Source organism: Photorhabdus thracensis (genome assembly GCF_001010285.1).
GTDB classification, from domain to species: Bacteria; Pseudomonadota; Gammaproteobacteria; order Enterobacterales; family Enterobacteriaceae; genus Photorhabdus; species Photorhabdus temperata.
This window is the reverse complement of sequence record NZ_CP011104.1, coordinates 1,694,168-1,718,711: the sequence shown is the minus strand read 5'-3', so window position 1 is coordinate 1,718,711 and position 24,544 is coordinate 1,694,168. Positions and strand designations below refer to the sequence as shown.

Here is a 24,544-nt window from a genome sequence, read left to right as displayed (position 1 = left end):
CATGTTCAATCTCCTATTATCGGATCTGTGCCGGCTCCTTGGTCAGACTGAGGAGTCCCTGCACCCGGAGGGGCTTGATCTGCCGCTAGGCCCTTTTAGCTTGCATATCCGTCAACGTGATGAGCTGGTGACTTTGTTTATTCCGCTGGGTGATGTTCAACCCCGCTCTTTGGCTACATTAACCGACTGGCCGCCATTACAATTGAGTCGCAGCAGTGAGGGGGAGACCTTGCTTTGGAGCCGTGAATGGTTGGAGAGGCTGGATGCCGAGTTGTTAGCCAGCTTGGTCGGGCGAATGTTACAGCAAGCTAGGGACCTTACGGCTACGGCTCCCACCACTGAAAGCCAAGGATGGCCGCCATTAGGCATTCAAGGGACCTCGTGGCACAAAGTTTAGCAAAAATCGCTGTAAACCTTCGCCTAATGCGGGCGGGAATATCAGGCGAAAAAACCGAAAGGCTTGATTACGATGAGAATTAATGCCAGAGTCAGTTACCTCTATGCCAGCGCGCGCAATCGCTCAGTGTTGTGGTCAACAGCTCAACATCATTTTTGATATCTCTGATAATGGCTACAGCCGAGGTTTCTCTGACAGAAATAGGTGGTGTTAAATAAGCCGATTTCACCAGCGTGATGCGTAATGGTAAAAAGATGCTCAAGGTGCTTGAATCTGTCATATAGCAGGAAACTATCGGCGTCGATACTTGCGCATAAAAATGAATAAGGGCGGTTTCCCGGCCCTTACAGATTTAAGTGAGTTTCAGCAGTTCAGGTCAACGAATGTTGATCTGAACTGATTCGATGTTCTGAGGTAAGTTAGTGGAAGTGTTCTGGTATCTGAAGAGACCATTCTGGTTGCCGTCAAGGTTATATTCCTTAAGGAAGCCAACCACAGTTTGACCCGCAGTGCACGGCCAAGTGTAATACCCGTTTGTAATGCAAACTGGTGTATCGGCGTACATCGCTGATTTGGGCAGTAGATTGCCGTTCATCCAAGCAAAAGGGCTATATCCGTAGCCAATTTCCAGAACGGCGGCGCGGAGCTGCTGTCCTCCGTGATCGCAGGTTGTTGCAAGCACGTTGGAAGTGTATTCCCATCCGCAATTCGTCGAGCCAACGGCATAGACCCACATATCGCTTAGCGGAGGTGCGGGGGCGTCAACAGGCTCAGAATTAATGTTGGGATCCTGCTTTTCGGCCCGGATGGGGCTATCAGCGTTAGGCAGAAGCTGGGATTGTGCTATCAGGACTTTTTGAGAAGCAGGAACTTCCGGCAGTTGCTCTGTTTGGGCATAGGCATTAACACCAAACAAGGAAGCAAGAGACAACAAAATGGCAAGTTTATTTTTTTTCACAATTGAATCCTCTTAGAAATGGAAAAGCACAATTCTAGGGAAATGAGCAAAAATCACATTATCAAATTTTATTTATATAATGTTCGATATTTAATCTGTTATTGTCGCTGTTTTTGTTTATTTCATTGCTGAATAGGGGCGGGTAAATTATAAGGAATTGCTCTTCAAATACGTTTCACCTAGCGAGAAATTGCTTCTTCATTTGTTTGCATCCATATTTATTGTTTCCTACTGACAGCGACTAACCTGTATTTGGATGCCGAGTTGTTGGACAGCTTGGTCGGGCGAGTGTTACAGCAAGTCAACTAAGGGATTGATTAATCAGGCGTATTATTGCAAATCATGAGCGATATTCTTTTGCACATTCGTTATACCATTCTCTGATTAATGACTTTATTACTGGGTATAGGCTCTCTTACAGGGGGCCTTACGGAAATAATTTGTGAGAAATTCACAGGAGTAAACTTTTAAATTAATTTTATATAATTGTTTAATTACGATGAAAAAGGGCGGTTTCCCGCCCTTTACAGATTTAAGTAGTAGGTCAACGAATGTTGATCTGTGTTGATATAGTATTATGAGGCCAATTAGTGGAAGTGTTCTGGTATCTGAAGAGACCATTCTGGTAGCCGTCGAGGCTGTATTCCTTAAGGGAGCCAACCACAATTTGGCCCGCAGCGCATGGCCAAGTGTAGTATCCGCCTGTAATACAAACTGGTGTAGAAGAGTACATCGAGCCTGGCAATGTAACGCCGTTCATCCCAGCAATGGGGTTGAATCCGTAGCCAATTTCCAGAACGGCGGCGCGGAGCAGGTTCCCTCCGTGATCGCAGTTCGTCACCGGTAAGTTGGAAGTGTATTCCCATCCGCAAGTCGTCGAACCAACGGCATAGACCCACATATTGGTTAGCGGAGGTGCGGGGATGTAAGCTATCTCAGACTTAATGTCGAGCGCCTTCTCGTCGGCACGGATGGGGCTCTCAGGGTTAGGCAGCAGCTGGGATTGCGCTGTCAGGGCATTTTTAGCAGCAGGGGCTTCCTGTGGTTTCTCTGTTTGGGCATAGGCATTAACGCCAAACAGGGAAGCAAGAGATAACAAAATGGCAAGTTTATTTTTCTTCATGATTGAACCCTCTTAGAAATGGAAAGGCACAATTCTAGGGAAGTAAGTAAAAATCACATTATCAAATTTTATTTATGTAATGAGTGGGGTTTAGGCTGCTCTTGTCGTGTTTTTGTTTAGTGGAACAGGGGTGGTAAATTATTAGGGAATTGCTCTCCAAACACGTTTCATCTGGCGAGAAATGACTTCCTTTTCGTTTGCATCCATATTTAGCCGAGTTTCGCAAACGGTAAATGTGGGAAAATCGTGATACCATTGAGCACATCTTGTACGGGGTTATATGGAGATAAAAGATACCCGTACTGTGCTCAATAATATCACTACTGTCGTGCGGAGATTGCTTCTTACTGACAGCGACTAACCTGTATTTCGCATTCCTGCCGCTACACCCGCTATTGTGACCATCAGCGCCTGTTCAAGCTGTGGATCAGGGTGTTGCTGCTGACGGGAACGTAGCAGAAGTTCTGCCTGCAAAACGTTTAATGGATCGGTATAAACATTACGCAGGGCGATTGATTCTGCAATCCACGGTAAATCTGCCATCAGATGTTCATCTTTGGAAATGGTTAATACTGTTTTAATATCTGCTGAAAGTTGCTCACGCAGTTGCTGACCTAACGGCCACAAACTCTTCTCTACCAAGCGGTGATCATAATATTCCGCCAGCCATAGGTCCGCTTTAGCGAAAACCATCTCCAGCATACCAATGCGAGTTGTAAAGAAGGGCCAATCGCGGCACATTTCTGCCAATACATCCTGTTTACCATCATTCACGACTGTTTGTAATGCAGCACCTGCGCCTAACCAGGCCGGCAACATCAGACGGTTCTGTGTCCAGGCAAAAATCCACGGGATAGCGCGCAAACTTTCCACACCCCCTGTCGGGCGGCGTTTGGCCGGGCGAGAACCCAAAGGTAGTTTAGCCAATTCCAGCTCTGGCGTTGCAGCACGGAAATAAGGCACAAAATCAGGTTGTTCACGCACATAATCACGATACATCTTGCAAGAAACATCAGACAAGGTATCCATTATCTGATGCCATTCCGGCTTAGGTTCCGGTGGTGGTAGCAGGTTAGCTTCCAGAATTGCGCTGGCATACAACGCTAAGCTACTGATAGTGACCTGTGGCAGACCGAATTTGAAGCGAATCATTTCACCCTGTTCAGTGACACGTAGCCCACCTTTCAGGCTTCCCGGTGGTTGGGAAAGCAGCGCTGCATGTGCTGGTGCGCCGCCACGGCCAATGGTACCGCCGCGACCGTGGAACAAAGTCAGCGTGACGCCTTCTTTTTCACAGGCTTTGATTAGTGCATCTTGTGCGCGGTATTGCGCCCATCCCGCTGCCATCACCCCGGCATCTTTTGCCGAGTCAGAGTAGCCAATCATCACCATCTGTTTGTCCTGAATCAGCGAGCGATACCATTGAATATTCATCAATTGTTGAATGACATTCTCGGCGTTGTTCAGGTCATCAAGGGTTTCGAACAGCGGGGCAACTGGTAAGGTGAACGGACAACCGGCTTCTTTCAACAGCAGGTGAACCGCTAATACATCAGAAGGCACTTTAGCCATTGAGATAACGTAAGCAGCGATGGCGTCTTGAGGTGATTCTGCAATCACTTTACAGGTTTTGAAAACTTCTTGAGTTTCAGCGCTTGGTTGCCAGTTGTGTGGGATCAGTGGGCGTTTGGAATTCAGTTCATGCAGCAGGAAAGCTTGTTTCTCTTCTTCCGACCAGCTTTCGTAGTTGCCTAATTCCAGGTATTGCGTCAATTCAGACATGGCGGTTGTATGGCGGCTGCTTTCCTGACGGACATCAATGCGTACCAGTGACAGGCCGAAGCAACGAATACGGCGCAAGATATCCAATAATTGGCCGTTGGCGATGATTTCCATGCCACAGGTTTTCAATGATTGATAACAGGCGTAAAGAGGCTGCCAGAGCTGTTCATTATCCATCAGCAGATCAGTGGGTGGCAGAACTTGCTCCCCTTTCAGCCGCTTCTCTAAATATTCCAATGTATTGCTGAGCTGTGTTCGCAGTTTTTTGGCAATTTCCCGGTAAGGTTCCAGAATTTCATCACCACCTGCCAGTTTGCGAACTTCTGATGTGCATTCGGACATGGATAATTCAGAAACCAGAACCTGAATATCTTTCAGGAACAGATCGGCTGCTTTCCAGCGGCTAAGTAGTAATACATGGTGAGTAACTTCAGCTGTGACATTCGGGTTGCCGTCGCGGTCTCCACCCATCCAGGAAGTAAAACGGATGGGAACAGCTTCGACCGGCAAGCTGTAATCAATTGACTCTTCCAACTGTTCATTGAATTCCCGCAGGAATGCCGGTACACCATCCCATAAGCTGTTTTCCACCATAGCGAAGCCCCATTTAGCTTCATCAATGGGAGTCGGGCGGATTTTACGGATTTCATCGGTATGCCATGACTGGGCAACTAACTGGCGCAGGCGGCGCATAATGTTATTACGCTCATAATCCGCCAGATCATCGTGATCTAATTGTGACAGGCAGGTGTTAACGGCTACCAGTTTGTGAATCAAGGTACGACGCGCGATTTCAGTTGGATGGGCAGTGAGGACCAGTTCGATAGACAGCTCATTCACCGCTTTTTTTAGATCGTCGTTACTGAAATTTTTTTCTTTTAACTGGGTGAATAACTTCGCCAAAGCAACCGGGTTGCTGGCAGCTTCACCATGTGGAGATATGCTGTGATATTGTTCTGCGACGTTTGTCAGGTTGAGAAATTGATTGAAAGCGCGGGCAACCGGCAACAGTTCATCATTGGATAAGTTCTGCAATGTGGACAATAGTTGCTGACGGTGTGCTTCATTGCCGGCACGGGATGATTTGGATAATTTGCGGATAGTTTCAACTTTATCGAGAATATCTTCTCCTAAAGCTTCTTTGATCGTATCTCCCAGCAGCTTACCTAGCATGCTGACATTACTGCGCATTGCGGAATATTGTTGATTCATGTGACTCTTGGCCTTTATAACTGGCAGAATGTTGATTCTGTTCCTGTAGAAAAATTTTATTAAAGTGGCGGGAAATTGTTTTTTGTGGCGCCACAGTGTTGCATTTACCCTAAGCCCTCATATTCATATCAGAAAATAATCAGTTTGGGCGAAATTTCTAAAATTTAATGGCGGGCTGTTTTCTATAAGTATTACTTATTATCTGCGCTGTGTTTATGTGCAAGGTACTTGGGAAAGGTTTGTTTATTTCTTGTTCTGATGCTTGAGTCCCCCCTGATTTTTGGGGGGGGGATAAGTTGAAACAATTAATTATTGCTCAGACAAAAATGATCTATTAACTGAGAGATTATCTTTCTGGTAGGTTCAATAAATGACATATCAATAAACTCATCCGGCTGATGTGCCTGTTCAATCGAACCTGGGCCAAGTACCAACGTTGGGCATAATTCCTGAATAAATGGCGCTTCAGTACAGTAATTCACGGTTTCAGCCTTGCGTCCCAGCAGTTTTTCTATTACATCAACCATCTTGTGGTCTGTTGGGCATTTATATCCGGGAATGGGTGGATGTAATTCATTGATGGTCAGACGGCCAGGCCAACGCTGTTTTACCGGTTCCAGAGCCTCATTTAACAGCCCGTTCAGATCCTGTAATGTCAGCCCCGGTAATGGGCGAATATCCATATGCAATTCACAATGTGAGCAAATCCGATTTACCGCATCACCGCCATGAATATAGCCGAAGTTCATGGTCGGGTATGGAATAGCAAACGCCGGATTGTTGTAACGCTCTTTTAACGTGTCGCGTAATTCAATCAGATGACCAATAGATTCATGCAGTAAATCAATGGCGTTGACACCACGGGCGGGATCACTGGAATGCCCTGACTGGCCGACAATGCGGATAGCGTTCGATAAATGCCCTTTGTGTGCACAGATAGGCCGCAATGCCGTCGGCTCACCGATAATCGCGAAATCCGGCCGGATTGTTGTACTTGCTGCAAAATAACGGGCACCTGCCATTGTTGTCTCTTCATCCGCGGTAGCCAGAATGTACAGCGGACGGGTTATTTTGCTGACATCAATATCCCGCAAGGCATCAATGATAAAGGCGAAGAAGCCTTTCATGTCAGCCGTACCTAAACCATATAGTTTGTTATCACGTTCTGTCAGGGTGAAGGGATCTTTACTCCAGCGCCCTTCGTCAAAAGGGACGGTGTCGGTATGCCCACATAGCAGTAATCCACCTGAACCACTCCCCAGAGTTGCCAGTAAATTATATTTCCCACGGACTTTGGGTACCGGTTGTATTTCAATCTCGAAACCAATTTCCTTTAACCAGCTTGCCAGTAGGTTGATTAAAGACTCATTACTTTGATCGATACTGATATCGGTGGCGCTGATTGAGGGAGTAGCGATTAACTGCCGAAATAGCTCAATAAATGGAGGTAATTTAATATTCACTGTTGACAGCCTTTATTCATGATAGTATCAATATTCATGCATTTTTTTTGAATAAAAATACATTATCCCGTTTAAATACTGAGCACAAGGCAAAGATATCCCATGTTGAATACGCTGGTTGTTGGTGCAAGTGGTTATACCGGAGCAGAACTGGCAGCATATCTGCATCGTCACCCACATATAAATCTGATTAGGCTAATGGTTTCTGCCCAGAGCGTTGATGCAGATAAATGCTTCTCAGATTTACATCCACAGTATAAAAGCATCGTTGATCTACCGCTGCAACCGTTGACTGACATTACTGATGCTGCTAAAGGGATTGATGTGGTTTTCCTTGCCACCGCCCATGAGGTCAGTCATGACATTGCGCCGGTATTTCTGGCAGCAGGTTGCGTTGTGTTCGATTTGTCCGGTGCCTATCGCGTACAAGATGCTCAGATTTATCAACAATACTACGGATTCAAACATAAGCATACTCAATGGTTAACACAAGCTGTATATGGACTTGCCGAATGGCAGACTGAAGAAATTAAACAGGCCCAGTTGGTTGCTGTCCCAGGCTGTTATCCAACGGTTTCTCAACTCGCGCTAAAGCCGCTACTGGAAAAGGGTTTGCTGGATACCGGTCACTGGCCGGTGATTAATGCGACCAGCGGCGTGAGTGGTGCAGGTCGGAAGGCCAGTATGACCAACAGTTTCTGCGAAGTTAGCCTGCAACCTTATGGGATATTTACTCATCGTCACCTACCAGAGATTGAGGAACATCTGGGGACCAGGGTGATTTTTACTCCGCATCTTGGTAATTTTGCGCGGGGTATTCTTGCCACGATTACCTGTAAATTGAAGTCGGGTGTTACCGCAGAACAGATAAGTGAAGCTTATCAACAGGCGTATAAAGATAAGCCTCTGGTGCGTCTCTACAGCAAAGGGTTGCCAGCTCTGAAATCGGTTGTTGGATTACCGTTCTGTGATATTGGTTTTGTTGTACAGGGTGATCACCTGATTATTGTGGGTACTGAGGATAATCTTTTGAAAGGCGCGGCAGCTCAGGCAGTTCAGTGTATGAATATTCGTTTTGGGTTTGAAGAAACCCAAGCATTACTTTAATTATTGGCGTGAGGGAGTAAAGCAGATGGAACCTTTAGTCATAAAGTTAGGTGGAGTGTTACTGGACAATGAAGAAGCACTGGAACGCGTGTTTACTGCATTACAGGAATATCGGCAAACACATAAACGCCAGTTGGTGATTGTGCATGGTGGTGGTTGTCTGGTAGATGAACTGATGCAGAAGTTGCAACTGCCGGTAGTGAAGGAGCAAGGATTACGGGTAACACCCGTTAATCAGATAGGGATTATTACCGGTGCATTGGCAGGTATCGCTAATAAAACTTTGTTGTCGTGGGCGACTAAGTATCAGCTTGCATCAGTTGGATTATATTTAGGAGATGGTAATGTGGTCACGGTTTCCCAACTGAGTGAAGAGTTGGGGCATGTGGGGAAAGCGATGCCGGGTGATACTAAGTTGCTAAGAATTTTACTGGATGCTGGTTATATACCCATTATTAGCTCAATTGGTGTAACTGATAAAGGGGAGCTGATGAATGTGAATGCTGATCAGGCGGCAACGGCGATAGCTCAAACTTTGGGGGCTGATCTGGTATTGCTCTCTGATGTTAGCGGCATTTTGGATGGTAAAGGGCAGAAGATCCCTGATATGACCGCTCAGAAAGCTGAACAACTTATTGTGCAGGGCATCATTACTGACGGCATGATCGTGAAGGTGAATGCAGCTTTGGATGCAGCTAAAACATTAGGCCGCCCGGTAGATATCGCCAGTTGGCGTCATGCGGATCAACTGACCGCCCTATTTAACGGTGTTCCCGTCGGTACTCGTATTCTGGCTTAAATCAAGTTTGATTAATTTTCGGCAATGAACAACAACGGAATTTCAAAGGGTAACTTCATGCATACTAAAGATATTAAAAAAATAGTTCTCGCTTATTCTGGTGGTCTGGATACTTCTGCCATTATTCCCTGGCTGAAAGAGCATTATGACAACTGTGAAGTTGTTGCATTTGTCGCCGATGTGGGGCAAAGCCGTGAAGATCTGGAAGGCGTGGAACAAAAAGCTTTGCGTTCTGGCGCATCAGAATGTCACGTTGTGGATCTGCGTGAGGAATTCATTAAAGATTATGTTTATCCAGTACTGAAAACCGGTGCCTTGTATGAAGGCAGCTATTTGCTGGGAACTTCAATGGCGCGACCAATTATTGCTAAAGCACAGGTTGAACTGGCACTGAAAGTGGGAGCAGATGCACTTGCTCATGGCGCGACAGGTAAGGGTAACGATCAGGTTCGGTTTGAAAGTACTTATACCGCGTTAGCGCCTCATCTGAAAGTGGTAGCTCCGTGGAGAGAGTGGGATTTACGTTCCCGCGAAGCGTTGTTGGATTATCTGAAAGCACGGGATATCCCAACGACGGCAACACTGGAGAAAATTTACAGCCGTGATGAGAATGCATGGCACATCTCTACAGAAGGTGGCGTGCTGGAAAGCACCTGGAATGCATCTAATAAAGATTGTTGGGTGTGGACAGTGGAGCCAGAAGAAGCACCAGATGAAGCTGAACTGGTAAGCATCACTATTGAAAAAGGCGAAGTTGTTGGGATTAATGGTAAGGTGATGTCGCCATATCAATGCCTTGAAGCGTTGAATGTGTTGGGGGCAAAACACGGTATTGGCCGGATTGATATTGTGGAAAACCGGCTGGTGGGAATGAAATCCCGTGGTTGTTATGAAACACCGGGAGGAACCATCATGATGGCCGCATTGCGTGGTGTCGAACAACTGGTGCTGGACCGCGATAGCTTTAAATGGCGCCAGCAACTTGGGCTGGAAATGTCCTATATCGTTTATGACGGACGTTGGTTCGCGCCGCTGCGTCAGTCTATTCAGGCAGCGGCTGAGACGTTGGCTGCGGATGTCCGTGGTGAAGTGGTACTGAAACTCTATAAAGGCCAGGTGACAGCAATCCAGAAGAGATCAACAAACAGCCTTTATTCTGAAGCGTTTGCAACGTTTGGTGAAGATGAGGTTTACGATCACAGCCATGCAGAAGGGTTTATCCGTCTGTATTCTCTCTCTTCACGTATTCGGGCATTAAATAGTAAAGAGTAATTTTATCGTTCGTGGCAACGGGGATAATGACCAGATTGTGAATCCGTTCCTGGATTGGCTTTTCTGGCCCATTATCTCCACTTAATGCATGAAATGACGGCTTATAAAAGGCAATCACGCACTCAGGCATCAAATAATCAGGAATAAAAATATGGCACTTTGGGGCGGGCGTTTCAGTCAGGAAGCCGATCAACGGTTCAAACAATTTAACGATTCACTTCGCTTTGATTACCGACTGGCGGAGCAGGACATTACAGGTTCGGTTGCATGGTCGAAAGCGCTGGTGACTGTTGGGGTGCTGACGGCTAAGGAGCAACAAAAGCTGGAGATGGCATTAAATGAATTGCTGAGTGAGGTTCAAGCTAGTCCACAAGCTATCCTGCAAAGTGATGCGGAAGATATTCATAGTTGGGTGGAAGGACAGTTGATCAGCAAAGTCGGTGATCTGGGTAAGAAGCTTCATACAGGTCGTAGCCGTAATGATCAGGTGGCAACAGATCTCAAACTTTGGTGTAAAGAGTATATTACTTATATTCATCAGGCAATTGTGGAATTACAGCAGGCATTGGTTATTACCGCAGAGAATAATCAGGATGCGGTTATGCCGGGTTATACCCATTTGCAAAGAGCACAGCCTGTTACATTTGCTCATTGGTGCCTGGCTTATGTAGAAATGTTGGCTCGTGATGAAAGTCGGTTACAGGATACTTTAAGACGGCTGGATACCAGTCCGCTTGGATGCGGTGCATTGGCTGGAACCGCTTATGATATTGACCGCGAGCAATTGGCGTCATGGCTGGGTTTCGCTTCCGCGACTCGTAACAGTCTGGATAGCGTTTCAGATCGTGACCATGTACTGGAATTGCTGTCTGACGCTAGCATCAGCATGATCCACCTTTCCCGTTTTGCTGAAGACCTGATTTTCTTTAACAGTGGTGAAGCGGGCTTTGTTGAACTGTCAGATCGGGTGACTTCGGGTTCTTCCCTGATGCCACAGAAGAAAAACCCGGATGCGCTGGAGTTAATCCGCGGGAAATGTGGTCGGGTGCAGGGAGCATTGACCGGTATGATGATGACCCTGAAAGGCTTGCCTCTGGCCTATAATAAAGATATGCAGGAGGATAAAGAAGGGTTGTTCGATACGCTGGACACTTGGATCGATTGCTTGCATATGGCCGCGTTGGTACTGGATGGTATTCAAGTCAGGCGTTCACGTTGTGAAGAAGCGGCTAAACAGGGTTATGCCAACGCAACTGAATTGGCTGATTATCTGGTCGCAAAAGGTGTTCCATTCCGTGAAGCTCACCATATTGTCGGGGAAACCGTGATTATGGCGCTTGCTCAGGGTAAGGCGCTGGAAGAGCTGTCATTGGCAGAGTTGCAGAAATTTAGCAGCACAATTACTGAAGATGTATACGATATTTTGTCTCTGCAATCTTGTCTGGATAAGCGTCTTGCAAAAGGTGGTGTATCGCGGAAACAGGTCATGAAAGCGATTATAGATGCTAAACAGAGACTAAAGTTTAAGTAAGTCATCGTTAGGGGGTATTAATATCCCCTGTAAAATAAATGAGATCTTTACATATAAGTTTTTAAGGATTATCTGATAGTCTTCTCCTCACATTGATATAATTGTCTATTGGTAGTTTCTATCATTTATATTCAATATGTTGAGGTGGGAATGAATATCCGCGATCTGGAATATCTTGTGGCTCTTGCGGAGCATCGGCACTTTCGCCATGCTGCCGATTCATGCCACGTCAGCCAGCCTACGTTAAGCGGGCAAATTCGTAAGCTTGAGGATGATCTGGGTGTCATGCTGTTAGAACGCACCAGTCGTAAGGTTTTGTTCACGCAACAAGGGATGTTATTAGTGGAACAGGCCAGAACGGTTCTCCGTGAGGTTAGGATCCTACAGGAAATGGCATCACTTCAGGGGGAAAATATGTCTGGCCCTCTGCATATTGGTTTGATCCCAACAATTGGCCCATATTTGTTACCTCATATTATTCCTGAACTTCATAGTTTGTTTCCTAAGTTGGAAATGTATTTGCATGAAGCTCAGACGCAAAGTTTGTTAGCCCAGTTGGAGAGTGGCAAATTGGATTGTGCGATTCTGGCAATGATTAAGGAGACAGAAGCTTTCATCGAAGTGCCGTTATTTGAAGAATCAATGAAACTGGCAATCTATGATGACCATCCCTGGGCAGATAGAGAAAAAATTGTGATGGATGAATTGGCAGGTGAGAAGCTGCTGATGCTGGAGGATGGTCATTGCTTACGTGATCAGGCCATGGGTTTCTGTTTTCAAGCCGGAGCGAAGGAAGATACACATTTCCGTGCAACCAGTTTGGAAACTCTGCGTAATATGGTTGCTGCCGGTAGTGGAATCACTTTATTGCCTGATCTGGCAGTTCCGCAGGAGAGAAAACGTGATGGTGTCTGTTATCTGAGGTGTGGCAACCCTGAACCTAAGCGGTCTGTTATTTTGATTTATCGGCCTGGTTCACCTCTGCGTGGTCGCTATGAGCAACTGGCAGAGGTTATCAGCGCTAAAATGGGGCGCTATTACGGGCATTCAAAATAGTCGGTTCAGGCCATTCAGGGCCGCGACACGATAGGCTTCAGCCATAGTTGGATAGTTGAAGGTAGTATTGACGAAATATTCGATAGTATTACTTTCACCTTTTTGTTCCATAATAGCCTGGCCGATATGAATGATTTCAGCAGCACGCTCCCCGAAGCAGTGAATACCAAGAATCTCTTTGGTTTCCCTGTGGAACAGTATTTTCAGGCTTCCGACATTCATCCCCGCAATTTGTGCGCGTGCAAGATGTTTAAACTGCGCGCGCCCAACTTCATAAGGCACTTTCATTGCTGTTAATTGTTGTTCGGTTTTACCCACAGAGCTTATTTCTGGAATGGTATAGATGCCCGTTGGAATATCTTCAATCAGATGAACTTCGGCGCTTCCTTTAGTCATCGCTTGCGCGGCAATTCGGCCCTGATCATAAGCAGCGGATGCCAGGCTTGGATAACCGATAACATCTCCTACGGCGTAGATATTTTCGTTGCTGGTTTGATAGATCTTATTGACTTTCAGTAACCCGCGGCCATCGGCTTCCAGACCAATGTTTTTCAGCCCAAGCGTATCGGTATTGCCTGTTCGGCCGTTAGCATAAAGCAGACAGTCGGCTTTGACTTTTTTACCGGATTTGAGGTGAACGATAACACCATCATCAACACCTTCAATTTTAGAATATTCTTCATTGTGGCGGATCACGACACCACTATTCCAAAAATGGTAGGAAAGGGCATCTGACATCTCTTGATCAAGGAAAGCCAGTAAGTGGTTACGGGTATTGATTAAATCAACTTTCACGCCTAATCCGCGGAAAATTGACGCATATTCACAACCAATCACCCCGGCACCATAAATAATCACATGCCGTGGTTCGTGATCCAGTTTCAGAATGGAATCGCTGTTATAAATACGGGAATGGGTGAAATCAACATCTGGCGGACAATATGGGCGGGAGCCGGTCGCGATAATAATCTTATCTGCACTTAAGATATCGTAGTTATCATCGGCATAGCGCACACTCACCCGGTGGTCATCAATAAATGTTGCTTCCCCGGAGAACATACGGCACCCATTGCGCTCATAAAATCCCTGGCGCATTTTAGTTTGCTGATTAATGACAATTTCAGCGCGGCGTAAGATTTCAGCAAATGAAGAGCGAAGAATGCGGGAATTATCACTGTACAGCGGGTTTTGGTTAAATTCGATAATACGGCTGACGGCATGGCGGAGGGCTTTGGACGGGATAGTACCCCAGTGAGTACAACCACCGCCGACGTTGTTATAGCGTTCAATAACGGCAACGCTTTTACCCTGTTTCACCAATCCCATTGCTGCTCCTTCTCCACCGGGGCCGGAGCCAATGACAATGGCGTCAAAATGAATATGTTGCATAGAGGAAAGACCTGTTTTTACACAAAATTACAACGCCATATTAACATTGGTTGAGTTAATAACCCAATCGTCATAAGGATTTTATGTCACAGTTTAATGATGAAACAAATCCGTATCAGTGACATGATAAGAGCATGATTATAAAATTTGGTCTATTTCTTCACTATATTTAGACAGAGATATCAGGATTCGTGTGAGTAACATTACTGGCGTCAGAGCGAAACAGAAAGAAAGAACCCGCCGTTCACTGATTGAGGCGGCATTCAGTCAACTGAGTGCTGAACGGAGTTTTACCAGTCTTAGCTTGCGTGAGGTGGCTCGTGAAGCAGGTATTGCGCCAACTTCATTTTATCGCCATTTCCGTGATGTTGATGAATTAGGGCTGACTATGGTGGATGAGAGTGGCTTGATGCTACGTCAGTTAATGAGACAAGCCCGGCAACGTATTGCTAAAGGTGGCAGTGTCATCCGTACATCTGTTTCAACTTTTATGGAATTTATTGGTAATAATCCAAATGCATTCCGCTTATTATTACGTGAACGCTCAGGTACCTCTGCTGAATTCCGTGCCGCTGTCGCACGGGAAATCCAACATTTTATTGCTGAGTTGGCAGACTATTTAGAGCAGGAAAGCCGTATGCCGAGACATTTTACTGAAGTACAGGCAGAGGCAATGGTAACAATAGTATTCAGTGCAGGTGCAGAAGCATTGGATATTGATTTGGAGAAAAGACAGCGTTTGGAAGAACGTTTAGTCTTGCAACTACGGATGATTGCTAAAGGTGCATATTATTGGTATCGCAGAGAAATAAATCCACCGGACCCTAAACTTAAATAACTATGAAGAAGGAGAACGAAATGATGGAACAATACCGCCAGGACAAAAGTACATTGTTACTCGCTTTTATTGTCGGATTAGCAACTAATGGAACGTTTTCAGCAGTTTTTAACTCAGTTGTTTCTTTTTCAGTTTTCCCATTGATAACACTGGTGTTATCAATTTATTGTCTCCATCAGCGCTATTTGAATCACTCAATGCCTGATGGGGTGCCTAAGCTGGTTGTCGCTTGCTTCCTCTTGGGATTATTTAGTTATAGTGCGATTATCAGGGTGGAATACCCTGAAATTGGTTCTAATTTTCTCCCCGCGGTAATAGGGACTATACTGGTGTTCTGGATTTACAGAAAAATAAAAGTCCGTAAAGACCAGGCAATTGCAGAAAACAGCCATTAATTGATGAAAAACGCCGGAGAGATAACTATCTGCGGCGTTTTTGTTTTGTATGCTTAAAGTATCAGTTTAATTTTTCCAGAAGTACGCCGCATTCCATATGGTGTGTATAAGGGAACTGATCAAACAGAGCCAGACGGCTGATTTTATGCGTTTGGGTTAATGTTTCCAGATTATGACAAAGGGTTTCCGGGTTGCAGGAAATATAAAGAACCCGCGGATATGCCTGGACCATCTCAACCGTTTTTTCATCAAGGCCGCTACGTGGTGGATCGACAAAAATAGTTTCACATTGATAGCTTTTTAAATCGATTCCCTGTAGGCGATTAAATTCGCGTTCGCCGTTCATTGCTTGAGTGAATTCTTCAGCCGACATTCGGATAATTTGCACGTTATCAATATTATTGGCCGCGATATTGTATTGAGCCGCAGCAACGGATGGCTTGGCAATTTCTGTCGCCAATACTCTTTCAAAATTTTGAGCTAATGCTAGAGAAAAGTTACCATTTCCGCAATAAAGTTCAAGTAAATCGCCTTGTGAACCTTTGGTAATATCAATCGCCCATTCGAGCATGTGAATATTGACGCTGGCATTTGGCTGGGTGAAACTGTTTTCTACCTGACGATAGATCATATTCCGACCTGCAATAGGTAAAACCTCATCAATGTAATCATGGTTCAATACGATTTTGGTTTTAGCTGCCCTGCCAATTAGCTCAACGTCAAACCCTTTATTTCTTAACTCTTCACGTAGCTTTAATGCCTGTTGTGTCCATTCATCACTCAATTTTTTGTGATAAAGCAGAGAAATAAGGATTTTGTTGCTGCGAGTAGACAGATAATCAATCTGAAATAGCTTATGGCGCAGGATATGTTCGGATTTAATGGCGTCAATTAACACTGCCATCATGTTGTTGATTAATTTACTGGCGACAGGAAATTGTACAATGCGAATACGCTGTTTTGTCTGTTGATCAAACATAATATGGTACAAATCATCCTGCTCATGCCAGATTCGGAATTCTGCACGCATTCTGTAATGAGATACTGGTGAGCGGAAAACCTCTGGCTCCGGAGTTTGGAAAGGCGCCATCATGCTTTTTAAACGGCTTACTTTCTCTGCAAGTTGTTGCTCATAGCTTTCCGTTGGCAGGAGATTTTGCATTATGTTTGTTCTCTTATATCTGTAGTAAGAAAAATTTTCGTGCGAAATTGTAGGGAAAGAGCAAAGGATGTCCAGTTTTCTTATTACTCATTCATAATCCTGTCTATGCTTATATTCTAAACAGGTCTGATCCTTCATCGTAGCATGGAGTTTTGGCCTTCTAACAATCATTGTTGGATGTTTTCTCTATATGATAAATAAAAACCGGTTTTTATTATCCGCAATTTCAGTTGCAGTGATTTCTGGTTGGAATTCTGTTGCTGTTGCGGAAGAACAGCAGGATTCATTGGTTGTTACGGCAAGTCGGTTTAAACAGCCTGTTTCAAGCATACTGGCTCCTCATACCGTTGTAACACGAGATGAAATTGAGCGTTGGCAGTCAAATAGCGTAGCCGATATTTTACGCCGCTTGCCCGGTGTTGATATTGCGCTGCATGGTGGTATTGGGCAGTTAAGTTCTCTGTTTATCCGTGGTACTAACTCTAGTCATGTATTGGTGCTGGTGGATGGAATACGTCTGAATCAAGCTGGTATCAGTGGCTCCTCTGATTTAAGCCAAATACCTGTATCGTTAATTCAGAAGATTGAATATATCCGTGGGCCACGTTCTGCGGTTTATGGTTCTGATGCGATTGGCGGCGTTATCAATATCATAACGAACAGAGAGAAACTGGGAACCAGTCTAAATGTAGGTATTGGCTCACACGGTTACCAGATTTATGATGGCGCAACCCAGCAAAGATTAGCTGAAAACACCTCACTGACAGCAGCAGCCAGCTATACCTATACTAAGGGATTTGATGTAGTTGCTGCGGGTAATACCGGTAGTTTCAGGCAGCCTGATCGTGATGGTTTTATGAGTAAAATGCTCTGGTTGGGAGTTGATCAGAAATTTAATGAGCAATTCAGCGGATTTGCCCGTGCTTATGGCTATGACAATAGAACATCTTATGATGCGGATATTAACTGGAGTTATCCATATGCCAGGCCAGATACTCGTGAACTTTATAGCCGTCACTATGACGCAGGGATCCAATTTAACCAAGGGATTTACTCGTCCCAATTAATTGCAAGTTATAGTCATATAAAAGACTACAACTTTGATCCTAAGTATGGGCGTTATGACAAATCCGCGACTCTTGGTGATTCTGAACAATATAACTTGCAATGGGGAAATACCTTTCAGTTATATCAGGGAATGATGAGTGCTGGTGTTGACTTCCAAAAACAGTCCATTGACGCTGGAACAAGTTATATTCCAACGGGTGAAACAGTACGTAATACAGGGATATATCTGACAGCACAGCAGCAATTAAATGATTTTATCCTGGAAGGCGCGATTCGGTCGGATAAACATTCAGAAGCTGGCTGGAATACTACATGGCAAACCAGTGTAGGCTGGGAGTTTATTGAAGGTTATCGTTTGATTACTTCTTATGGTACGGCGTTTAAAGCGCCGACTCTTAGCCAGATGTATGGTTCTTGGGGAGGTAATCGAGATTTGAAACCTGAAGAAAGTAAACAATGGGAAGGGGGTATAGAAGGCGTAACAGGTTTGTTGAATTGGCGTCTTTCTGTATATCGTAATGACATTGAACAATTGATCGATTATACAAATAGTCGCTACTACAATATTGGCAAAGCAAAAATTAAAGGTGTTGAATGGACTGGTTCAATAGATGCTGGAATATTCCAGCATCTATTGACATTGCAATATATCGATCCACGTAATGGTGAAACTAATGAGATTTTAACTCGCCGTGCGAAGCAGCAAGTGAAATATCAACTTGACTGGCAGCTATATGATTTTGATTGGGGATTAACCTATCAATATCTTGGGCGGCGTTATGATAAAGATTCCAGTACATATCCTGCTCGAGAAGTAAAATTAGGCGGAGTTAGCTTTTGGGATTTAACTGTTTCATATCCGGTCACTGTTCATCTGACAATTCGTGGTAGAATAGCCAACCTGCTTGATAAAGATTACGAGACAGTTTATGGCTATCGCACTCCAGGACGTGAATACTACCTCACTGGGAGCTATAACTTCTGATTTGAATAAACCTGTCCGCCCGACAGTTTTAGTTTTTGACTCGGGTGTCGGTGGTTTATCCGTTTACCAAGAGATCCGGCAATTGTTGCCGGATCTCCACTATATATACGTATTTGATAATGAAGCATTCCCTTATGGTGAAAAATCGGAAGAGTTTATTATTGAACGAGTCGTTAAAATTGTTGATGCCGTTCAACAAAAACACTCTCTGGCAATAGTCGTTATTGCATGTAACACCGCAAGTACCGTCAGTTTGCCAGCTTTGCGCGAACGGTTCCATTTCCCGGTGGTTGGTGTGGTTCCAGCGATAAAGCCCGCAGCGAAGTTAACTCGTAATGGCATTGTTGGGCTATTGGCGACGAGAGCAACAGTTAACCGATCCTATACAAAAGAACTTATCGAAAGATTTGCGATAGATTGCAGAATTGAATCTATAGGTTCTGCTGAGTTGGTAGAATTAGCTGAAGCTAAACTGCATGGTGGCAAGGTATCTTCCGATGCTTTAAAAAAGATACTGAAACCTTGGCTCAGAATGAAAGAACCACCTGATACGGTAGTCTTGGGTTGTACTCATTTTCCATTATTGGCAGAAGAATTAGTTCAGGTACTGCCTGATGGTACACGCTTAATTGATTCCGGTGCCGCTATTGCCAGAAGGACAGCTTGGTTGGTTAAACATCAGGAGAATCTTGTTTGTACTTCAGCAGATAGCCTTGCTTATTGTATAAAAATGAATGCTGATACTGATGAATTAATCTCTGTTTTGCAGGAATATGGGTTCTCAAAACTGGAGAAATTGATAACTTAAGTTAAATTTGGTGTAATAAGCAGCAGTCGTTAACTTTTTTCAAAATAATTATTGCCAGCGCCGAAGAACTCCCTATAATGCGCCACCACTGACCGACACAACGCTGACAAAACGTGTGAGGCCAGGCAGAGCAAAGCAAATAAGCGCTTGACTCTGCGGGCGAAAAGCGTAGTATACGCAGCCCGGCTGAACGAGAATATTACTTTTTATTTCAGCCTGCTCTTTAACAATTAATCAGACAATCTGTGTGGGCACTCACAAGACGGTATCACAAAAGAATACACTAAAGTCTTAAAGAGTGAACAACAGTTAATTCATAACGAATGAACAGTCAGTTTCTTTGAGCATCAAGCTTTTAATCGAAGAGTTTGATCATGGCTCAGATTGAACGCTGGCGGCAGGCCTAACACATGCAAGTCGAGCGGTAACAGGAAAATGCTTGCATTTTTGCTGACGAGCGGCGGACGGGTGAGTAATGTCTGGGGATCTGCCCGAGGGCGGGGGATAACCACTGGAAACGGTGGCTAATACCGCATAATGTCGCAAGACCAAAGTGGGGGACCTGAAAGGGCCTCACGCCCGCGGATGAACCCAGATGGGATTAGCTGGTAGGTAGGGTAATGGCCTACCTAGGCGACGATCCCTAGCTGGTCTGAGAGGATGACCAGCCACACTGGGACTGAGACACGGCCCAGACTCCTACGGGAGGCAGCAGTGGGGAATATTGCACAATGGGCGCAAGCCTGATGCAGCCATGCCGCGTGTATGAAGAAGGCCTTCGGGTTGTAAAGTACTTTCAGCGGGGAGGAAGGATATCGCTTGAACAGAGCGGTATGTTGACGTTACCCGCAGAAGAAGCACCGGCTAACTCCGTGCCAGCAGCCGCGGTAATACGGAGGGTGCAAGCGTTAATCGGAATGACTGGGCGTAAAGCGCACGCAGGCGGTCAATTAAGTTAGATGTGAAATCCCCGGGCTTAACCTGGGAACGGCATCTAAGACTGGTTGGCTAGAGTCTCGTAGAGGGGGGTAGAATTCCATGTGTAGCGGTGAAATGCGTAGAGATGTGGAGGAATACCGGTGGCGAAGGCGGCCCCCTGGACGAAGACTGACGCTCAGGTGCGAAAGCGTGGGGAGCAAACAGGATTAGATACCCTGGTAGTCCACGCGGTAAACGATGTCGATTTGGAGGTTGTTCCCTAAGAGGAGTGGCTTCCGGAGCTAACGCGTTAAATCGACCGCCTGGGGAGTACGGCCGCAAGGTTAAAACTCAAATGAATTGACGGGGGCCCGCACAAGCGGTGGAGCATGTGGTTTAATTCGATGCAACGCGAAGAACCTTACCTACTCTTGACATCCTCAGAATTTGCTGGAGACAGCGAAGTGCCTTCGGGAACTGAGAGACAGGTGCTGCATGGCTGTCGTCAGCTCGTGTTGTGAAATGTTGGGTTAAGTCCCGCAACGAGCGCAACCCTTATCCTTTGTTGCCAGCACGTAATGGTGGGAACTCAAAGGAGACTGCCGGTGATAAACCGGAGGAAGGTGGGGATGACGTCAAGTCATCATGGCCCTTACGAGTAGGGCTACACACGTGCTACAATGGCGGATACAAAGTGAAGCGACCTCGCGAGAGCAAGCGGAACACATAAAGTCTGTCGTAGTCCGGATTGGAGTCTGCAACTCGACTCCATGAAGTCGGAATCGCTAGTAATCGTAGATCAGAATGCTACGGTGAATACGTTCCCGGGCCTTGTACACACCGCCCGTCACACCATGGGAGTGGGTTGCAAAAGAAGTCGGTAGCTTAACCGTTTGGAGGGCGCTGACCACTTTGTGATTCATGACTGGGGTGAAGTCGTAACAAGGTAACCGTAGGGGAACCTGCGGTTGGATCACCTCCTTACCTGAGATGCAGTTGAGTGCAGTGCTCACACAGATTGTCTGATGAAAGTCGAGCAAGACGCGTCTGCGAAGCCGGCCATTGTGTCCCCTTCGTCTAGAGGCCTAGGACACCGCCCTTTCACGGCGGTAACAGGGGTTCGAATCCCCTAGGGGACGCCACTTGCGGTGATGACGGGTGAAAGCCGTCGTCGTGTTATCGTTAAGCGGATTTCTGATGAAGTCGGTTTAACGATAAATGCTCTTTAACAATCTGGAACAAGCTGAAAATTGAAACCGTCGATAATATCACCGAGGTATTATTGACCAGTCTCTCAACAATCGGCAATCCGAGACATTTTCGGGTTGTGAGGTTAAGCGACTAAGCGTACACGGTGGATGCCTAGGCAGTCAGAGGCGATGAAGGACGTGCTAATCTGCGAAAAGCGTCGGTAAGCTGATATGAAGCGTAATAGCCGGCGATGTCCGAATGGGGAAACCCAGTGCAATCCGTTGCACTATCGTTTGATGAATTCATAGTCAAACGAGGCGAACCGGGGGAACTGAAACATCTCAGTACCCCGAGGAAAAGAAATCAACCGAGATTCCCCCAGTAGCGGCGAGCGAACGGGGAGCAGCCCAGAGTCTGAATCAGCGGGTGTGTTAGTGGAAGCGTCTGGAAAGTCGCACAGTAAAGGGTGAGAGTCCCGTACACCAAAACACACAAGTTGTGAACTCAACGAGTAGGGCGGGACACGTGGTATCCTGTCTGAATATGGGGGGCCCATCCTCCAAGGCTAAATACTCCTGACTGACCGATAGTGAACCAGTACCGTGAGGGAAAGGCGAAAAGAACCCCGGCGAGGGGAGTGAAAGAGAACCTGAAACCGTGTACGTACAAGCAGTGGGAGCTTCTATTAATAGGGGTGACTGCGTACCTTTTGTATAATGGGTCAGCGACTTATATTCTGTAGCAAGGTTAACCGTTTAGGGGAGCCGCAGGGAAACCGAGTCTTAACTGGGCGCATAAGTTGCAGGGTATAGACCCGAAACCCGGTGATCTAGCCATGGGCAGGTTGAAGGTTAGGTAACACTGACTGGAGGACCGAACCGACTAATGTTGAAAAATTAGCGGATGACTTGTGGCTGGGGGTGAAAGGCCAATCAAACCGGGAGATAGCTGGTTCTCCCCGAAAGCTATTTAGGTAGCGCCTCGTGAATTCATCTTCGGGGGTAGAGCACTGTTTCGGCTAGGGGGCCATCCCGGCTTACCAACCCGATGCAAACTGCGAATACCGAAGAATGGTATCACGGGAGACACACGGCGGGTGCTAACGTCCGTCGTGAAGAGGGAAACAACCCAGACCGCCAGCTAAGGTCCCAAAGTCATGGTTAAGTGGGAAACGAGGTGGGAAGGCTCAGACAGCCAGGATGTTGGCTTAGAAGCAGCCATCATTTAAAGAAAGCGTAATAGCTCACTGGTCGAGTCGGCCTGCGCGGAAGATGTAACGGGGCTAAACCATGCACCGAAGCTGCGGCAGCGACATGAATGTGTCGTTGGGTAGGGGAGCGTTCTGTAAGCCGGCGAAGGCGGCGTCGTGAGGCCCGCTGGAGGTATCAGAAGTGCGAATGCTGACATAAGTAACGATAAAGCGGGTGAAAAACCCGCTCGCCGGAAGACCAAGGGTTCCTGTCCAACGTTAATCGGGGCAGGGTGAGTCGACCCCTAAGGCGAGGCTGAAAAGCGTAGTCGATGGGAAACAGGTTAATATTCCTGTACTGAATGTGACTGCGAAGGGGGGACGGAGAAGGCTAGGCCATCCGGGCGACGGTCGTCCCGGTTTAAGCGTGTAGGTGGGCAGGACAGGCAAATCCGTTCTGCTGCAACACTGAGGCGTGATGACGAGCCGCTACGGCGGTGAAGTGGTTGATGCCCGGCTTCCAGGAAAAGCCTCTAAGCATCAGGTCATATTGAATCGTACCCCAAACCGACACAGGTGGTCAGGTAGAGAATACTCAGGCGCTTGAGAGAACTCGGGTGAAGGAACTAGGCAAAATGGTGCCGTAACTTCGGGAGAAGGCACGCTGGCGGTAGGTGAAGGGCCGAGCGCCCGGAGCTGAAGCCAGTCGCAGAGACCAGCTGGCTGCAACTGTTTATTAAAAACACAGCACTGTGCAAACACGAAAGTGGACGTATACGGTGTGACGCCTGCCCGGTGCTGGAAGGTTAATTGATGGGGTTAGCGCGTAAGTGCGACGCTCTTGATCGAAGCCCCAGTAAACGGCGGCCGTAACTATAACGGTCCTAAGGTAGCGAAATTCCTTGTCGGGTAAGTTCCGACCTGCACGAATGGCGTAATGATGGCCAGGCTGTCTCCACCCGAGACTCAGTGAAATTGAACTCGCTGTGAAGATGCAGTGTACCCGCGGCAAGACGGAAAGACCCCGTGAACCTTTACTATAGCTTGACACTGAACATGGAGCCTTGATGTGTAGGATAGGTGGGAGGCCTGGAAGTGTGGACGCCAGTCTGCATGGAGCCATCCTTGAAATACCACCCTTGAATGTTCGATGTTCTCACCCGGGTGCGTGATCCGCATCGGGGACAGTGTCTGGTGGGTAGTTTGACTGGGGCGGTCTCCTCCTAAAGCGTAACGGAGGAGCACGAAGGTTGGCTAATCACGGTCGGACATCGTGAGGTTAGTGCAAAGGCATAAGCCAGCTTGACTGCGAGAGTGACGGCTCGAGCAGGTACGAAAGTAGGTCTTAGTGATCCGGTGGTTCTGCATGGAAGGGCCATCGCTCAACGGATAAAAGGTACTCCGGGGATAACAGGCTGATACCGCCCAAGAGTTCATATCGACGGCGGTGTTTGGCACCTCGATGTCGGCTCATCACATCCTGGGGCTGAAGTTGGTCCCAAGGGTATGGCTGTTCGCCATTTAAAGTGGTACGCGAGCTGGGTTTAGAACGTCGTGAGACAGTTCGGTCCCTATCTGCCGTGGGCGCAGGAAGATTGAAAGGGGCTGCTCCTAGTACGAGAGGACCGGAGTGGACGCACCACTGGTGTACGGGTTGTCATGCCAATGGCATAGCCCGGTAGCTAAGTGCGGAAGAGATAACCGCTGAAAGCATCTAAGCGGGAAACTTGCCTTGAGATGAGTCTTCCCTTGACGTAAGGTCACGGAAGGAACGTTTAAGACGAAGACGTGGATAGGCTGGGTGTGTAAGTGCAGCGATGCATTGAGCTGACCAGTACTAATGAACCGAGCGGCTTAACCTTACAACACCGAAGGTGTTTTGGTGCGAGAGATGAGAGAGA

17 protein-coding genes, 1 tRNA gene and 2 rRNA genes are annotated in these 24,544 nt (G+C 46.5%); 13 read left to right on the top strand and 7 right to left on the bottom strand.

The window, feature by feature from the left end; all coding sequences use genetic code 11:
* Nucleotide 1 precedes the first annotated feature (1 nt).
* The gene (locus tag VY86_RS07115; RefSeq protein ID WP_052760788.1) at nucleotides 2–397 is read left to right on the top strand and encodes a hypothetical protein; all 396 of its coding nucleotides are present in this window, start codon (nucleotides 2–4) and stop codon (nucleotides 395–397) included.
* Between the two features lie 91 nt (nucleotides 398–488).
* On the opposite strand, the gene VY86_RS07110 is transcribed toward VY86_RS07115, so the two are convergent.
* From VY86_RS07110 to argE, 5 genes are all read right to left on the bottom strand, one after another.
* Nucleotides 489–659: a hypothetical protein gene (locus VY86_RS07110; protein ID WP_162200371.1), complete on the bottom strand. Its 171-nt coding sequence runs from the start codon at nucleotides 657–659 to the stop codon at nucleotides 489–491.
* 114 nt (nucleotides 660–773) lie between these two features.
* Nucleotides 774–1,355 carry a YolA family protein gene (locus tag VY86_RS07105; RefSeq protein WP_052760787.1) on the bottom strand — a complete coding sequence of 194 codons (582 nt, stop codon included), beginning with the start codon at nucleotides 1,353–1,355 and terminating at the stop codon, nucleotides 774–776.
* Nucleotides 1,356–1,899: 544 nt separating this feature from the next.
* Nucleotides 1,900–2,478, bottom strand: coding sequence for a YolA family protein (locus VY86_RS07100; RefSeq protein ID WP_046974428.1), 579 nt, complete (start codon nucleotides 2,476–2,478; stop codon nucleotides 1,900–1,902).
* Between the two features lie 357 nt (nucleotides 2,479–2,835).
* Nucleotides 2,836–5,472 carry a phosphoenolpyruvate carboxylase gene (ppc, locus tag VY86_RS07095; RefSeq protein WP_046974427.1) on the bottom strand — a complete coding sequence of 879 codons (2,637 nt, stop codon included), beginning with the start codon at nucleotides 5,470–5,472 and terminating at the stop codon, nucleotides 2,836–2,838.
* A gap of 305 nt (nucleotides 5,473–5,777) precedes the next feature.
* Complete coding sequence (argE, locus tag VY86_RS07090) at nucleotides 5,778–6,935, bottom strand: acetylornithine deacetylase (RefSeq protein WP_046974426.1); 1,158 nt, start codon at nucleotides 6,933–6,935, stop codon at nucleotides 5,778–5,780.
* A gap of 102 nt (nucleotides 6,936–7,037) precedes the next feature.
* Between argE and argC the strand changes: the two genes are divergently transcribed.
* The 5 genes from argC to oxyR all read left to right on the top strand — a co-directional run bounded on the left by argC (nucleotide 7,038) and on the right by oxyR (nucleotide 12,700).
* Complete coding sequence (argC, locus tag VY86_RS07085) at nucleotides 7,038–8,042, top strand: N-acetyl-gamma-glutamyl-phosphate reductase (RefSeq protein WP_046974425.1); 1,005 nt, start codon at nucleotides 7,038–7,040, stop codon at nucleotides 8,040–8,042.
* A gap of 25 nt (nucleotides 8,043–8,067) precedes the next feature.
* A complete protein-coding gene (gene argB, locus VY86_RS07080; protein WP_046974424.1) occupies nucleotides 8,068–8,841 on the top strand; it encodes an acetylglutamate kinase in 774 nt (257 codons plus the stop codon).
* 57 nt (nucleotides 8,842–8,898) lie between these two features.
* Entirely contained in the window at nucleotides 8,899–10,113 is a 1,215-nt protein-coding gene (locus VY86_RS07075) for an argininosuccinate synthase (RefSeq protein ID WP_046974423.1), read from the top strand.
* 151 nt (nucleotides 10,114–10,264) lie between these two features.
* A complete protein-coding gene (gene argH, locus VY86_RS07070) occupies nucleotides 10,265–11,644 on the top strand; it encodes an argininosuccinate lyase (RefSeq protein ID WP_046974422.1) in 1,380 nt (459 codons plus the stop codon).
* Nucleotides 11,645–11,794: 150 nt separating this feature from the next.
* Entirely contained in the window at nucleotides 11,795–12,700 is a 906-nt protein-coding gene (oxyR, locus tag VY86_RS07065) for a DNA-binding transcriptional regulator OxyR (RefSeq protein WP_046974421.1), read from the top strand.
* On the opposite strand, the gene sthA is transcribed toward oxyR, so the two are convergent.
* Nucleotides 12,692–14,089, bottom strand: coding sequence for a Si-specific NAD(P)(+) transhydrogenase (gene sthA, locus VY86_RS07060; RefSeq protein ID WP_021325463.1), 1,398 nt, complete (start codon nucleotides 14,087–14,089; stop codon nucleotides 12,692–12,694). The genes oxyR and sthA overlap by 9 nt on opposite strands.
* A 193-nt stretch (nucleotides 14,090–14,282) precedes the next feature.
* On the opposite strand from sthA, the gene fabR reads away from it, so the two are divergent.
* Together fabR and VY86_RS07050 are read left to right on the top strand one after the other, a co-directional pair.
* Nucleotides 14,283–14,927 (top strand): HTH-type transcriptional repressor FabR, encoded by a 645-nt coding sequence (gene fabR / locus VY86_RS07055; RefSeq protein ID WP_021325464.1) that lies wholly within the window; start codon nucleotides 14,283–14,285, stop codon nucleotides 14,925–14,927.
* A gap of 23 nt (nucleotides 14,928–14,950) precedes the next feature.
* Nucleotides 14,951–15,322 (top strand): YijD family membrane protein, encoded by a 372-nt coding sequence (locus VY86_RS07050; protein WP_046976753.1) that lies wholly within the window; start codon nucleotides 14,951–14,953, stop codon nucleotides 15,320–15,322.
* 61 nt (nucleotides 15,323–15,383) lie between these two features.
* Here the strand turns inward: VY86_RS07050 and trmA are convergent, their stop codons facing one another.
* On the bottom strand, nucleotides 15,384–16,487 hold the full coding sequence (gene trmA, locus VY86_RS07045) for a tRNA (uridine(54)-C5)-methyltransferase TrmA (RefSeq protein WP_158020018.1): 1,104 nt from the start codon (nucleotides 16,485–16,487) through the stop codon (nucleotides 15,384–15,386).
* Between the two features lie 187 nt (nucleotides 16,488–16,674).
* Here trmA and btuB point away from each other — a divergent pair, with 187 nt between their 5' ends.
* The 5 genes from btuB (at nucleotide 16,675) to VY86_RS07020 (ending at nucleotide 24,505) form a co-directional block, all read left to right on the top strand.
* Complete coding sequence (gene btuB / locus VY86_RS07040; protein ID WP_046974419.1) at nucleotides 16,675–18,537, top strand: TonB-dependent vitamin B12 receptor BtuB; 1,863 nt, start codon at nucleotides 16,675–16,677, stop codon at nucleotides 18,535–18,537.
* Nucleotides 18,482–19,345 (top strand): glutamate racemase, encoded by an 864-nt coding sequence (gene murI / locus VY86_RS07035; RefSeq protein ID WP_046974418.1) that lies wholly within the window; start codon nucleotides 18,482–18,484, stop codon nucleotides 19,343–19,345. The genes btuB and murI overlap by 56 nt, the downstream gene beginning before the upstream one ends.
* 356 nt (nucleotides 19,346–19,701) lie before the next feature.
* Nucleotides 19,702–21,247, top strand: a 16S ribosomal RNA gene (locus VY86_RS07030).
* Between the two features lie 82 nt (nucleotides 21,248–21,329).
* A tRNA-Glu gene (locus VY86_RS07025) sits at nucleotides 21,330–21,405 on the top strand.
* A gap of 189 nt (nucleotides 21,406–21,594) precedes the next feature.
* A 23S ribosomal RNA gene (locus VY86_RS07020) occupies nucleotides 21,595–24,505 on the top strand.
* Together the 16S and 23S rRNA genes with 1 tRNA gene alongside form the textbook arrangement of a ribosomal RNA operon.
* Nucleotides 24,506–24,544 lie beyond the last annotated feature (39 nt).

Coding starts and splice junctions, on each gene's coding strand:
- argC (WP_046974425.1), top strand. CDS start 7,038: ATGTTGAATACGCTGGTTGTTGGTGCAAGTGGTTATACCGGAGCAGAA.
- VY86_RS07075 (WP_046974423.1), top strand. CDS start 8,899: ATGCATACTAAAGATATTAAAAAAATAGTTCTCGCTTATTCTGGTGGT.
- ppc (WP_046974427.1), bottom strand. CDS start 5,472: ATGAATCAACAATATTCCGCAATGCGCAGTAATGTCAGCATGCTAGGT.
- murI (WP_046974418.1), top strand. CDS start 18,482: ATGGCTATCGCACTCCAGGACGTGAATACTACCTCACTGGGAGCTATA.
- sthA (WP_021325463.1), bottom strand. CDS start 14,089: ATGCAACATATTCATTTTGACGCCATTGTCATTGGCTCCGGCCCCGGT.
- VY86_RS07050 (WP_046976753.1), top strand. CDS start 14,951: ATGGAACAATACCGCCAGGACAAAAGTACATTGTTACTCGCTTTTATT.
- VY86_RS07115 (WP_052760788.1), top strand. CDS start 2: ATGTTCAATCTCCTATTATCGGATCTGTGCCGGCTCCTTGGTCAGACT.
- VY86_RS07100 (WP_046974428.1), bottom strand. CDS start 2,478: ATGAAGAAAAATAAACTTGCCATTTTGTTATCTCTTGCTTCCCTGTTT.
- argH (WP_046974422.1), top strand. CDS start 10,265: ATGGCACTTTGGGGCGGGCGTTTCAGTCAGGAAGCCGATCAACGGTTC.
- btuB (WP_046974419.1), top strand. CDS start 16,675: ATGATAAATAAAAACCGGTTTTTATTATCCGCAATTTCAGTTGCAGTG.
- argB (WP_046974424.1), top strand. CDS start 8,068: ATGGAACCTTTAGTCATAAAGTTAGGTGGAGTGTTACTGGACAATGAA.
- oxyR (WP_046974421.1), top strand. CDS start 11,795: ATGAATATCCGCGATCTGGAATATCTTGTGGCTCTTGCGGAGCATCGG.